The organism is Pseudomonas sp. 10S4 (assembly GCF_034344865.1).
Taxonomy (GTDB): Bacteria; Pseudomonadota; Gammaproteobacteria; order Pseudomonadales; family Pseudomonadaceae; genus Aquipseudomonas.
Genome location: NZ_CP133774.1, coordinates 5,587,221 through 5,600,638, shown reverse-complemented (window position 1 = coordinate 5,600,638; position 13,418 = coordinate 5,587,221). Strand labels below are relative to the sequence as shown.

At 61.0% G+C, this 13,418-nt stretch carries 8 protein-coding genes, 1 tRNA gene and 2 pseudogenes; 9 read left to right on the top strand and 2 right to left on the bottom strand.

All coding sequences use genetic code 11. The features are described 5' to 3' along the window. Positions 1 to 105: 105 nt before the first annotated feature. The gene (locus tag RHM58_RS26305; RefSeq protein WP_322268636.1) at positions 106 to 1,254 is read right to left on the bottom strand and encodes a MalY/PatB family protein; all 1,149 of its coding nucleotides are present in this window, start codon (positions 1,252 to 1,254) and stop codon (positions 106 to 108) included. A gap of 355 nt (positions 1,255 to 1,609) precedes the next feature. Between RHM58_RS26305 and fdnG the strand changes: the two are divergent. The 7 genes and pseudogenes from fdnG (at position 1,610) to RHM58_RS26270 (ending at position 10,657) form a co-directional block, all read left to right on the top strand. Beyond that, a pseudogene (gene fdnG / locus RHM58_RS26300) lies at positions 1,610 to 4,674 on the top strand (formate dehydrogenase-N subunit alpha). After that, complete coding sequence (gene fdxH, locus RHM58_RS26295) at positions 4,675 to 5,610, top strand: formate dehydrogenase subunit beta (RefSeq protein WP_201203570.1); 936 nt, start codon at positions 4,675 to 4,677, stop codon at positions 5,608 to 5,610. After that, complete coding sequence (locus RHM58_RS26290; protein ID WP_201203571.1) at positions 5,607 to 6,260, top strand: formate dehydrogenase subunit gamma; 654 nt, start codon at positions 5,607 to 5,609, stop codon at positions 6,258 to 6,260. The genes fdxH and RHM58_RS26290 overlap by 4 nt, the downstream gene beginning before the upstream one ends. A gap of 4 nt (positions 6,261 to 6,264) precedes the next feature. Continuing rightward, positions 6,265 to 7,191, top strand: a complete 927-nt coding sequence (fdhE, locus tag RHM58_RS26285; RefSeq protein ID WP_201255176.1) for a formate dehydrogenase accessory protein FdhE — start codon at positions 6,265 to 6,267, stop codon at positions 7,189 to 7,191. A 50-nt stretch (positions 7,192 to 7,241) separates the two neighbouring features. After that, positions 7,242 to 8,648 carry an L-seryl-tRNA(Sec) selenium transferase gene (gene selA / locus RHM58_RS26280; RefSeq protein WP_201255175.1) on the top strand — a complete coding sequence of 469 codons (1,407 nt, stop codon included), beginning with the start codon at positions 7,242 to 7,244 and terminating at the stop codon, positions 8,646 to 8,648. Beyond that, a pseudogene (selB, locus tag RHM58_RS26275) lies at positions 8,645 to 10,551 on the top strand (selenocysteine-specific translation elongation factor). The gene selA and the pseudogene selB overlap by 4 nt, the downstream one beginning before the upstream one ends. Positions 10,552 to 10,561: 10 nt before the next feature. Further along, positions 10,562 to 10,657: transfer RNA gene (locus tag RHM58_RS26270), tRNA-Sec, on the top strand. Between the two features lie 3 nt (positions 10,658 to 10,660). Here RHM58_RS26270 and RHM58_RS26265 read toward each other — a convergent pair. Further along, complete coding sequence (locus RHM58_RS26265) at positions 10,661 to 11,548, bottom strand: LysR family transcriptional regulator (RefSeq protein ID WP_201255173.1); 888 nt, start codon at positions 11,546 to 11,548, stop codon at positions 10,661 to 10,663. A gap of 163 nt (positions 11,549 to 11,711) precedes the next feature. On the opposite strand from RHM58_RS26265, the gene RHM58_RS26260 reads away from it, so the two are divergent. Together RHM58_RS26260 and RHM58_RS26255 are read left to right on the top strand one after the other, a co-directional pair. Further along, positions 11,712 to 12,356 (top strand): hydrolase, encoded by a 645-nt coding sequence (locus tag RHM58_RS26260; protein ID WP_201255172.1) that lies wholly within the window; start codon positions 11,712 to 11,714, stop codon positions 12,354 to 12,356. Between the two features lie 103 nt (positions 12,357 to 12,459). Continuing rightward, positions 12,460 to 13,365, top strand: coding sequence for a LysR family transcriptional regulator (locus tag RHM58_RS26255; protein WP_201255171.1), 906 nt, complete (start codon positions 12,460 to 12,462; stop codon positions 13,363 to 13,365). Positions 13,366 to 13,418: the final 53 nt, after the last annotated feature.

Here is a 13,418-nt window from a genome sequence, read left to right as displayed (position 1 = left end):
GCCCCAAATTCTGAGCCTGCGGTCTGGCAGGCAAACCGCTTTCAATCGATTTACGGCGGCTCTGCTGCCGAACGGGTGCAAGCCCCCTCACCACAAAAGCCGCTCCTACAGGGATGTCAGGCTGTTTTCGATCCGCTGGATGCCTTCCTCGAGTAACGCCCGCGGGCAGCCGAAGTTCAGGCGCACGAACTGTTTGCTCTGATCACCAAAATCCAGACCAGCACTCAAGCCGACCTTGGCTTGTTCAAGGAAGAACTGCTGCGGATCGGCCAGCCCCAACGCCGAGCAATCGAGCCATGCCAGGTAAGTGCCTTGTGGCACGTTGATGCTCACGCCTGGCAATCGCGTGCGAACGGCATCCACCAGATAATCACGGTTGCCTTGCACATAAGCCAGCATCTCGGTCAGCCACGGGCCGGCTTCGCTGTAGGCCACGCGGGTGGCTTCCAGGCCCAGCGGGTTGACGCTGTCGACCATGCCGCAACGCGCGTGGTTGACCCGAGCCAGCAGCGCCGGATCCTGGATGATCATGAACGAGGTCTTCAGACCGGCGATGTTGTACGCCTTGCTCGCCGACATCAGGGTGATGGTGCGCTTGGCGATCTCCGGGCTCAGCGATGCGGTCGGAATATGTACACGCCCGTCAAAGCACAACTCGGCGTGAATCTCGTCGGAGATGATCCAGGCGTCCTGCGCCAGGCAGATGTCGGCCACCGCTTGCAGTTCTTCCCGAGGGAAGACCTTGCCCAGCGGGTTGTGCGGGTTGCTCAGCAGCAGCGCGCCGCCGCCGTTCAGGGATTCGCGCAACGCATCGAGCGGTGTGGCGTAGGAACCATCCGCCTGGGCGACGAACTCAAGTTCAACCTTGTTCAGCCCCCAATTGCCCGGCGCATGACGCAGCGGCGGGTAGTTCGGCGTTTGTACTACAACGTTCTGTTGCGGCTGGACCAGCGCTTTCAGCGCCATGTTGAAGCCGGACTCCACACCCGGCAGAAACACCAGTTCCGAAGGCTTTACCCGCCAGGCGAATTTGTTCCAGAGGTCGGCGACGATGGCGTCACGCAGGTTGTCCTGAGGCACGCTGTAGCCAAGCAACGGGTGTTCCAGGCGTTTTTGCAGGGCCTGGATAATCACCGGCGGCGCCGCAAAATCCATGTCGGCCACCCACATTGGCAACACGTCGGCCGGGTAACGGCTCCATTTGGTACTGCCGGTCGCGTGGCGGTCGAACACCTGGTCAAAGTCGAAGGTCATGCTCAGTCTCATAGAAGGCAGCGTTAATCACGGCGGCCATGATAAGCCCCCAACGTTCACCTGAGGTGACACCCAGCAGAAAAAATCAGAACTCAATGAGTACACGAATCCCCCTGTGGGAGCGGGCTTGCTCGCGAAAGCGGTCTTACATTCAACATCAACACTGACTGACCCACCGCTTTCGCGAGCAAGCCCGCTCCCACATTTGATCTTCGTGTTGCCCGACGGTCGGGTTTCATGCCAAAGGCTGTCACATTGACTAGAGTTTGGAGTACCGGCAGCCAAGCTGCCGCGACCGTGTTTGTCCAGAAAAACCCGGCAAAGCACCGGGTCTTCATCTGATCAGGAGTGCACGATGGACCTCAACCGTCGTCAGTTCTTCAAGGTCGCCGGTATCGGCCTTGCGGGCTCAAGTCTCGGCGCGCTGGGTATGCTCCCCGCGACTGCCTTTGCCGAGCAAGTGCGTCATTTCAAACTCGCCCACACCCATGAAACCCGCAACACCTGCCCGTACTGCTCGGTGGGTTGCGGCTTGATCATGTACAGCCAGGGCGACCAGGCCAAGAACGTCGCCCAAAGCATCATCCACATCGAAGGCGACGCCGACCACCCGGTCAACCGCGGCACCTTGTGCCCCAAAGGCGCGGGCCTGCTGGACTTCATTCACAGCCCCAGCCGCTTGCTGTACCCACAGGTGCGCAAGCCCGGCAGCACCGAATGGACGCGCATCTCCTGGGATGAAGCGCTGGACCGCGTGGCCGACCTGATGAAGGCCGACCGCGACTCCAACTTTATCGAGAAGAACGCCCAGGGCCAAACGGTGAACCGCTGGCTGACCACCGGATTTCTCGCAGCGTCAGCGGCGTCCAATGAAGCGGGCTACCTGACCCACAAGGTCATTCGCAGTCTCGGCATGCTGGGGTTCGATAACCAGGCGCGTGTCTGACACGGTCCGACGGTGGCAAGTCTTGCCCCGACGTACGGCCGTGGTGCCATGACCAATACCTGGACCGATATCGCCAACGCGAACCTGATCCTGGTGATGGGCGGCAACGCAGCAGAAGCGCACCCTTGCGGCTTTAAATGGGTGACCGAAGCCAAGGCGCACAACAAGGCACGACTGATCGTGGTCGATCCGCGATTCACCCGGACCGCCTCCGTGGCCGACTATTACGCGCCAATCCGCACCGGGACCGACATCGCCTTTATGGGCGGGTTGATCAATTACCTGCTGACCGAAGACAAGATCCAGCACGAGTACGTCAACGCCTATACGGACGTGTCGTTTATCGTCAAAGCCGGATTCAGCTTCGAAGACGGGATCTTCAGCGGCTACGACGCCGCCAAGCGTCTGTACACCGACAAGTCTGGCTGGGGCTATGAAATTGGTGAGGACGGTTTCGCCAAAGTCGACCCGACGTTGCAGGACCCACGCTGCGTCTATCAACTGATGAAAGTCCATTACAGCCGCTACAACATCGACCTGGCCAGCCAGATCTGCGGCATGCCGGTGGACGCCATCAAGAAAATCTGGGAAGAAATCGCCACCTGCTCGACACCGGGCAAGACCATGACGATTCTCTACGCCCTGGGCTGGACGCAACACTCGATTGGTTCGCAAATCATCCGCAGCGCGGCGATGGTCCAACTGCTGCTGGGCAACGTCGGCATGCCGGGCGGCGGCGTCAATGCCCTGCGCGGGCACTCGAATATTCAGGGCCTGACCGACCTTGGCTTGCTCTCCAACTCGCTGCCGGGTTACCTGACCCTGGCCAGCGACGGCGAGCAGGATTACGACGGCTACATCACCAAACGGACGCAAAAACCGTTGCGCCCGGGACAACTGTCGTATTGGCAGAACTACAGCAAGTTCCACGTCAGCCTGATGAAATCCTGGTACGGCAACAACGCCACCGCCGAGAACCATTGGGCCTACGATTACCTGCCGAAACTCGACATCCCCAACTACGACATCCTGAAAATGTTCGACCTGATGGGGCAGGGCAAGGTCAACGGTTACATGTGCCAAGGCTTCAATCCGATCGCCGCGTTGCCGGACAAAAACCGCGTAATGGCGGCGCTGGCCAAGCTCAAATGGTTGGTGGTGATGGACCCGCTGTCCACCGAGACCTCGGAGTTCTGGAAAAACGTCGGGCCGTACAACGACGTGACCAGCGCTGACATTCACACTGAAGTCATTCGCCTGCCGACGACCTGTTTTGCCGAAGAGGACGGCTCGCTGGTCAACAGCAGCCGCTGGCTGCAATGGCACTGGAAAGGCGCCGACGGGCCGGGCGAAGCGCAGACCGACGTGAAGATCATGAGCGAGTTGTTCCTGCGCCTGCGCAAGCGTTATCAGGCGAATGGCGGCGCGTTCCCCGACCCGATCCTTAAACTGTCGTGGCCTTACAAAATCACCGACGAACCGTCGCCGGAAGAACTGGCCAAGGAAATCAACGGCGCCGCCACCACGGACTTCACCGATGTCACGGGGGGGCGATCAAGGGCAACGCGCAACTGACCGGTTTCGCCCAGCTCAAGGACGACGGCAGCACCGCGTCCGGTTGCTGGATCTTCTGCGGCAGCTGGACCGAAATGGGCAACCAGATGGCCCGGCGCGACAACAGCGATCCGTACGGCATGAAGCAACATTTGGGCTGGGCCTGGGCCTGGCCGATGAACCGACGGATTCTCTACAACCGCGCCTCGGCCGACCCGCAAGGCAAGCCGTGGGACGAGAAAAAACGCCTGGTGTGGTGGAACGGCAAGGCCTGGGGCGGCACCGATGTGCCGGACTTCAAGGTCGACTCGCCACCGGAAGCCGGGATGAACCCGTTCATCATGAACCCCGAAGGCGTGGCGCGGTTCTTCGCCGTCGACAAGATGAACGAAGGCCCATTCCCCGAGCACTACGAACCGTTCGAAACCCCGATCGGCATCAACCCGTTGCACCCGAACAACAAGAACGCCACCAGCAACCCGGCGGCGCGGATCTTCGATTCGGTGTGGGAAACCCTCGGCGTGGCCAAGGATTATCCATACGCCGCGACGAGTTACCGGCTGACCGAGCATTTCCACTTCTGGAGCAAGCACTGCAAGCTCAACGCGATTGCCCAGCCGGAGCAATTTGTTGAGATTGGCGAGGTGCTGGCCAAGGAGAAAGGCATCGTTGCCGGCGACAAGGTCCGGGTCAGCAGCAAGCGCGGCTTTATCGAAGCGGTGGCGGTGGTGACCAAGCGGATTCGTCCGTTACAGGTCAACGGCCAGGTTGTGCACCACATCGGTATCCCGCTGCACTGGGGCTTTACCGGGCTGACGCGTCACGGCTATCTCACCAACACCCTCGTGCCGTTCCTCGGCGATGGTAATTCCCAGACCCCGGAATCCAAGTCATTCCTGGTCAACGTGGAGAAAGTCTAAATGGCCAGCCAAGACATCATCGCCCGCTCGGCCACCACCACCGTCCCGCCGTCGGTGCGCAATCAGGAGGAAGTGGCCAAGCTGATCGACACCACCAAATGCATCGGTTGCAAGGCTTGCCAGGTCGCCTGCTCGGAATGGAACGAGCTGCGCGACGACGTCGGCCACAACCTCGGCACCTACGACAACCCGCAAGACCTGAGTGCCGAAACCTGGACGTTGATGCGCTTCACCGAGCATGAAACCGACGCCGGTAATCTGGAATGGCTGATCCGCAAGGACGGCTGCATGCACTGCGCCGAACCCGGTTGCCTGGCGGCGTGCCCAAGTCCTGGCGCAATCATCAAGCATGCGAATGGCATCGTCGATTTCGATCAGGATCATTGCATCGGTTGCGGTTATTGCATCACCGGTTGCCCGTTCAACATCCCGCGGATCTCGCAAAAAGATCACAAGGCCTACAAGTGCACGCTGTGCTCGGACCGGGTCGCGGTGGGCCTGGAACCGGCCTGTGTGAAAACCTGCCCGACCGGCGCCATCGTCTTCGGTACCAAGGAAGACATGAAGGAACACGCCGCCGAACGGATCGTCGATCTCAAGAGTCGCGGCTTTGAAAACGCCGGTCTGTACGACCCGGCCGGGGTCGGCGGCACCCACGTGATGTACGTGCTGCACCATGCCGACACGCCACAGATATACGCCGGGCTGGCGAAGGATCCGGCGATCAGTCCGCTGGTGGGTTTGTGGAAAGGCGTGAGCAAACCCTTGGGCTTGTTGGCCATGGGCCTGGCGGTGCTGGCCGGGTTCTTCCACTACGTGCGCATCGGCCCGCAAGTGGTGGAAGAGGACGAATTGCCACCGGTTAACGATCCGGCAGTGCACGAAGTCGATCCGTCGGTGCACACCTTTGATCCGCGCGGGGAGAACAGACCATGATCCGCAAGCAGATCCTGCGCTATACCGCCAACCAGCGGACCAATCACTGGCTGGTGGTGATCCTGTTTTTCATGGCCGCGCTGTCGGGGATGGCACTGTTTCACCCGGCGCTGTTCTGGCTCAGCAACCTGTTCGGCGGCGGACCGTGGACGCGGATTTTGCATCCGTTCATGGGCGTGCTGATGTTTGTGCTGTTCCTCGGGTTGGTGATCCGTTTCTGGCGGGCCAACTTCTTTATTCGCAACGATGGGCTGTGGCTCAAGCGGATAGGGCGGGTGATCAAAAACGAGGAAGAGGGCGTGCCGCCGATTGGCAAGTACAACCCTGGGCAGAAGCTGCTGTTCTGGACGTTGTTGTTGTGCATGTTAGGGTTGTTGTTCACGGGGTTGGTGATCTGGCGCGCGTATTTCAGTGTGTATTTCGGCATCACCCTCATTCGTTGGGCCATGCTGCTGCATGCGCTGGCGGGTTTTGTGCTGGTGTTGAGCATCATCATTCACATCTACGCCGGCATCTGGATCAAGGGCTCGATCAGCGCCATGTTGCACGGCTGGGTCAGCCGCGCGTGGGCCCGGAAACACCATGAACTCTGGTACCGCGAAGTGACCCGCGACGAAAACCCCGAGCAGCCGATCAGCAAAAAAGGATAAGCACTTGGCAACGATTCTTGAGCCTGGCGAGATCGAAGCAGCGGCGAGTTCACCACCGTTTCTGTACTTGCCACCGCGTAATCTGTTCACCTTGCGAGCGTTGGGGCTTGAGCGTTTGGCTGAAGGGCATCCGATGGCGGATTACCTGCGGCTGGTGGCCGGGTTGTGTCATCTCCAGCAGGAAATGCTGGATGATCTGCCGGTTGATGAGATGCCCGATCCCGAACGCCTGAAAGTCTGCCAGCAACATGGGTTGCCGCCGTTCGCCGTTGACAGCCTGGTGCGCGAGGGCGAATGGCTGCCGTTTCTGTACGCCGTGTTGCTGCGCTATAAGCCACCGCCACACGCGGCGGTCAAAAGCGCGATCAACACGCTGCTGGCTGCCAACCCCGGACAACTCAAGGCTTGGGGCGTTGCTTTGGTCAGCGGCCAATACTCGTTGTTGCCCGCCGAAGTGGTGCCGTTTCTCGGCGCGGCGTTGCAAGTGACCTGGAGCCATTGGTTGCTGGACACGCCGAACCTGGAACTCAAGCCCGGTGACAGCCTCAGCCAATGTCCGGCCTGTGGTTCGCCGGCCATGGCCGGGGTGATTCGCCATCGCGGCAAATACAACGGTTTACGCTATCTGGTCTGCTCGCTGTGTGCCTGTGAATGGCATGTGGTGCGGGTCAAATGCGTGTATTGCGAGCAGAGCAAAGGCCTTGAGTACGTCAGCCTCGATGACGATCGATACGCGGCGAATCAGGCGCCGCTGCGGGCGGAAGTCTGTCCCGGCTGCAACAGCTACCTGAAACTGCTGTATCTGGAAAACGATGCCGAGGCCGAAGCGCTCTCGACCGACCTGACCAGCCTGATGCTGGACATGCGGCTGGAGCAGGAAGGTTATCTGCGTGTAGCACCGAATCTGTTGTTGGCCCCCGGAAGCGATTAAGTCCAGCGTCTACACTGAGGCGCGACGGTCCATCGCTTTCGGAGTTGCCGATGTCCAACCTGCGTCTGCCATCCATCGACAGTTTGCTGCGCCATCCTGCGTGCCAGCCGTTGGCCGAGCGTTATGGGCGAGATGCGCTGCTGACCAGCCTTCGACAGTTGCTCGATGACCTGCGCGAACCGGTGCTTTCGGGGCAACTGACTGCGGTTGAAATCGCGCCCGAGGTGCTGGCGGGCAGGGCGGGTGAACGTCTCATTTCCCAGCATCGCAGTCATGTGCGCCGGGTGTTCAATCTCACCGGCACCGTGCTGCACACCAATCTGGGGCGGGCGCTGTTGCCGGAAGAAGCCATTGAAGCGGTGCAGATGGCGGCGCGTTATCCGATCAATCTTGAATTCGATCTGCACAGCGGCAAGCGTGGCGACCGCGACGACCTGATCGAAGGCCTGATCCGCGAGTTGACCGGCGCCGAGGCCGTCACCGTGGTCAACAACAACGCCGCTGCCGTGCTGCTGACCCTCAACAGCCTGGGCGCGCGTAAGGAAGGCATCATTTCCCGAGGCGAGCTGATCGAAATCGGCGGCGCGTTTCGCATCCCCGACATCATGGCCCGTGCCGGCGTGAAGCTTCACGAGGTCGGCACAACCAATCGCACCCACGCCAAAGACTATGAAGCCGCCATCGGCCCGCGCAGCGGTTTGGTGATGCGCGTGCATGCGAGCAACTACGCTATTTCCGGGTTCACCACGAGTGTGCCGACCGCTGAGCTGGCAGCGTTGGCGCACAAGCACGGTTTGCCGTTGCTGGAAGATCTGGGCAGCGGCAGTCTGCTGGACCTGACTCGCTGGGGGTTACCTGCCGAACCGACGGTGCGTCAGGCGCTGCTCGATGGTGCGGACATCGTCACTTTCAGCGGCGACAAGTTGCTCGGCGGTCCGCAGGCCGGGCTGATTGTCGGGCGCAAGGAGCTGATTGCGAAGATCAAGAAGAACCCGCTCAAGCGTGCGTTGCGGGTCGACAAGCTGACCTTGGCGGCGCTTGAAGCAGTGTTGGGGTTGTACCGCGATCCTGATCGATTGGCCGAACGTTTGCCGAGTCTGCGCCTTTTGACCCGGCCGCAGGCTGACATCCTCGCGCAAGCCGAACGCCTGCAACCGGCATTGGCCCAGCGTTTGGGTAATGGCTGGAACGTAAGCGCGGTGCCTGCGCTGGGCATGATCGGCAGTGGCAGCCAACCGGTGGCGCGCTTGCCAAGTGCTGCGTTGTGCCTGCGGCCGCTGGTGTCGAAGCGTCTTCGCGGTCGGCAATTATTGAATCTGGAAGCGGCGTTTCGCACCTTGCCGATTCCCGTGCTCGGCCGTCTTGATGACGATGCCTTGTGGCTGGACCTGCGGCAACTGGACGACGAAGCGGCGTGGCTGGCGCAACTCGATCAGTTACCGGGAGGGGAAGGGTGATCGTCGGCACCGCAGGGCACATCGACCACGGCAAGACGTCGTTGCTTCAGGCCCTGACCGGCCAGGCCGGGGACCGTCGCCGTGAGGAACGCGAGCGCGGCATGACCATCGACCTCGGCTACCTCTACGCGGCGCTGGAACCCGGCGCCGAACTGACGGGGTTTATCGACGTGCCCGGTCATGAGCGATTCACCCACAACATGCTCGCTGGCGCACAGGGCATTGACCTGGTGCTGTTGGTGGTCGCGGCAGACGACGGCGTGATGCCCCAGACCCGCGAGCATCTGACGATTGTCGAGTTGCTGGGCATCCCTCGGGCGCTGGTGGCGATCACCAAGTGCGACCGGGTCGAGCCTGCACGAGTTGCAGAAGTCCGGGCGCAGGTTGAAACGTTGCTCGCGTCTGGACCATATGCCGGCGCGCCGTTGATTGCGCTGTCGAGTGTCACGGGCGAGGGCTTGGAAACCTTGCGTGAAGCGTTGCTCGATGCGCAAAAAGCGTTCTTCAACGTAGTGCCAGCGGTGGTTTTCGCCTGGCGATTGACCGTGCTTTCAGCGTCGCTGGCGCTGGTATCGTGGTGACCGGCACTGCGTTGTCGGGCCAGGTCGCCGTGGGTGATACGTTGCTGCTCGGCCCCCAAGGCAAGCCGGTGCGAGTGCGTGGCTTGCATGCGCAGAATCAGCCGGCCGAGGTTGCAACCGCAGGACAACGCGTGGCGCTGAACCTGAGCGCCGAACGCCTGAACCTGGAACAACTTCACCGCGGCCAATGGCTGCTGGCCGAGTGGCTGCACGCGCCGACCCAGCGGCTGGACATCGAGATGCAACTGTTGCCCAGCGAATCCCATGTGTTCGTCCACTTTCACCCGGTGCACGTCCATCTCGGCACTCAGGACGTGACCGGACGGGTTGCATTGCTGCAAGGCCCAAGTCTGACCCCCGGCGAGCGGATGTTTGCGCAAATTCTGCTGAATGCGCCGGTGCAGACAGTGAAGGGCGATCCGTTGATCCTGCGCGACCAGAGCGCCCAACGCACCCTCGGTGGCGGGCGAGTGCTCGACCCGTTCGCGCCGAGCCGACAGCGTCGCAGCCCCGAGCGACTGGCGCAGTTACAAGCCCTCGCGAGCACCCACAGTCTTGAAGAAGTCATGCCCGCGCTGCTGGCCAACAGCGAAACGGGGCTTGACCCGCAACGCCTCGAACGTCAATTCAACCGTCTTCGTGACAGCTGGGTTTTGCCCGATGACGTGCGCCTGATCAACACCCGCCAAGGTCCGCTGTTGTTTAGCACTGCACGATGGGAAGCCCAAAAAGCGCCGCTGCTGGAACACCTCGCACGCTTCCATCAACTGGAACCGGATCAAATGGGCCCGGACCGTGATCGCCTGCGCCGGTTCACCGGCACTGCGCTGGACCGGCCGACGTTCATCAGCCTGCTCGACGAATTGCTTGCCTGTGGCGCTATCGTCACCAGCGGGCCGTGGTTGCATCTGCCCGATCATCAAGTGCGCCTGAGTGAAGACGACGAAGCCTTGTGGCAACAATTGCAGCCAACGTTCGAAGCGGCCGGTTTCAATCCACCGTGGGTGCGTGACCTTGGACATGACGAAGTCGCGGTGCGCCTGCTGCTGCGCAAAATGGCACGACTGGGGCTGCTGCACCAAGTGGTGCGCGACCTGTTTTACACCGACACGGTGCTGCGCCGATTGGCGGCTATGCTGTTGCAACTGGCGGGTGAAAACCCGGTGATTGAGGTGGCGGCGTTTCGTGATGCGGTGGGGCTGGGTCGCAAGCGCAGCGTGCAGATTCTCGAATACTTCGACCGCATCGGCCTGACCCGACGCCTTGGCGATCGGCGCCAGATCCGCCCAGGCAGTGCACTGGCTCAGCCCTCCGAGCCCTGACTTTTTTCATGGAAGGCAATCGCGCCCGGTGGCGCGGCCGGGCTTCAAACCCGGTTGGGGACGGCATCCGTTCCCGGGCAGGTTCGACTCCGGCTGCCTTCCGCCAATTTCAGAGTGGCGCCAGTTCCTTGATCAGAAAATCAATGAACGTGCGAGTCTTCTGCGGCACCCGCCGCGCCGATGGATAAACCGCGTTGATGCTGATCGGCGGCGCCTGCCATTCGCATAGCACCGACACCAGCCGACCCGACGCCAATGCCTCTTCGACAATGAAATCCGGGAGCAGGGCGATGCCCATCCCGGCTTCGGCTGCTTGGGCGAGCAGGTCACCATTATTGGCGTGCAACGGCCCGGTGACGTTGACCCGTTGTGTCTCCCTGCCGTTGCTCAGTTGCAGGCTGACACCGCTTTGCAAATAGCCGTAGTTCAAGCACTGGTGGGCGGTCAGGTCCTTGGGCATCTTTGGCGTGCCGGCACGTTTCAGATAGGCCGGCGAGGCGACCATGATCCGCGGTGCCGGGGCCAGCAGTCGGGCGATCATGGACGAATCCGGCATGCTCGCAATCCGCAGCGTCACATCAAAACCGCCGCGCACCGGGTCGACTTGCTGATCACTCAGCACAAGCTGCAGCTCGATGTTCGGGTGCAGTTCGTGGAACACCGGGATCAGCGGCCCCAACCGTCGCAGTCCGAACGACATTGGTGCGTTGATCCGCAATACGCCGCGTAACTCACCCACGCCGTCCCGCGCCCGTTGCTCGGCTTCGTCCAGCGAGGCGATCAATTCCCGGGCCGCGTCGTAATACTCGGCGCCTGCTTCGGTCAGGTGAAGGCTGCGCGTGGTGCGTTGCAGCAACTGCACGCCGATGGCCTCTTCCAGTGCCTGAATCTGTTTGCTGACTTTTGAGCGTGGCACATCCATTGCCCGGGCTGCGGCGGCGAAGCCGTTCTCACCGACAGTGGTGATGAAGGCGCGCATGCATTCAATACGATCCATGACTGTCCCTAAATTGGAATCAATGATTCCCGATTTTAGGGAATTGTTCCTTTTGTGGCTAGGGCCTAAATTAGCTACCAAGCCGCCAGCAAACAGCCTTCCAACGAAGCACGCAGCGGCTAACCCATTGAACAGAACTCATCGACATCAAAAGGAACTCGCCATGTCCATCCGTGAATTGCTCAACCCAACCAACTCCGCCCTGATCCTGATCGACCACCAGCCGCAAATGTCCTTCGGCGTGCAATCGATCGATCGCCAGACCCTGAAGAACAACACCGTCGGCCTGGCCAAGGCGGCGAAAATCTTCAACGTGCCGACCATCCTGACCTCGGTAGAAACCGAAAGCTTCAGCGGCTACATCTGGCCGGAGTTGCTCGCCGTGTTCCCGGATCATCAACCCATCGAGCGCACCTCGATGAACTCCTGGGAAGACAAGGCACTGGTCGCGGCGGTGAAAGCCACCGGGCGCAAAAAGCTGATCATGGCTGCGCTCTGGACGGAGGTCTGCCTGAACTTCCCGGCACTCGAAGCCCTGGCCGAAGGTTATGAGGTGTACATCGTGACTGACGCTTCCGGCGGCACGACCAAAGAAGCCCACGACATGTCGGTACAACGAATGATTCAGGCCGGTGCGGTGCCGGTGACCTGGCAACAAGTGTTGCTCGAATACCAACGTGACTGGGCCCACAAGGAAACCTACGACGCGGTGATGGAACTGGTGCGCGAACACAGCGGCGCCTACGGCATGGGCGTGGATTACGCTTACACCATGGTGCACAAGGCACCGCAACGTAAGATCAAGTAAGCCGAATCGGTCGCCCTCAGGGGCGACCTTTTTTAAACGTTGTGTACCCGTGCCGTTTCAAGCTGGCAAAGTACTTAAGCCAGTCAATTTCAAGGATGCTCAATTGGACAAGTTGCTCGCCTTGCAGATGTTCGTCCAGACAGTGGATGCCAAAGGTTTCTCCGCGGCCGCCCGGCGGCTTGGGCTTGCGACCTCCTCGGTAACCCGAATGCTCGATGGGCTGGAGGCCGAACTGGGGGCGGTGCTGCTCAATCGCTCCACCCGGCAGGTGACGGTGACTGATGCCGGCGCGGCCTATTACCTCAAAGCCCGGGACATTATCGAGGCGATGGCCGACGCCGATGCCTCAGTGACCGACCGTGGAGAAGCGCCGGCCGGACAATTGCGCATATCGGTGCCGGTGGCGTTCGGCCGTCGACTGATTGCGCCGCACATTGGCGTGTTACTCGAACGCTATCCGAAGCTGGCACTGGACATGACCCTGACCGACGAGATCGTCGACCTGTTGGGTGAGCGCATCGACTTGTCGATTCGATTGGGTTCGGCGGCGGCCATGGATGGTGTCGTCAGCCGTCCGGTCGGCGAGTTTCGTCGCCGCGTGGTCGCCAGTCCGTCTTATCTGGCAGAACGAGGCTTGCCCGAGCAACCGATCGATCTTTTGCAGCATGAATGCCTGCGCTTCAGTTATGGCCCGCAGCAGCAGTTCTGGACTTTTGTCAGGAGCAAAGAGGAACAGAAGGTGCCAATCGATGGCCGCTTCAAGAGCAACAATGCCGAGGTCTTGCGCGAAGTCGCGCTGGCGGCGGGAGGGGTGGCGCTGTTACCCGACTGGCTGGTCAACGAGGACGTCAGCAGCGGTCGATTGACCGCTTTGTTCGAACCGTGGGTGGTCAACCCGAATGACGCCAGTTCGGCGATTTCTGCGTTGTACCTGCCCAACCATCGTGGCTCGAAGCGAGTCAATGCCTTCATCGAATTCCTGGGCGAGATCTTGGTACCCAGCCCCTGAGCGTTGCCGGCGGCGCAATGCAACGTTGCGTCGCCGGCGGATTCTCTGAGTGA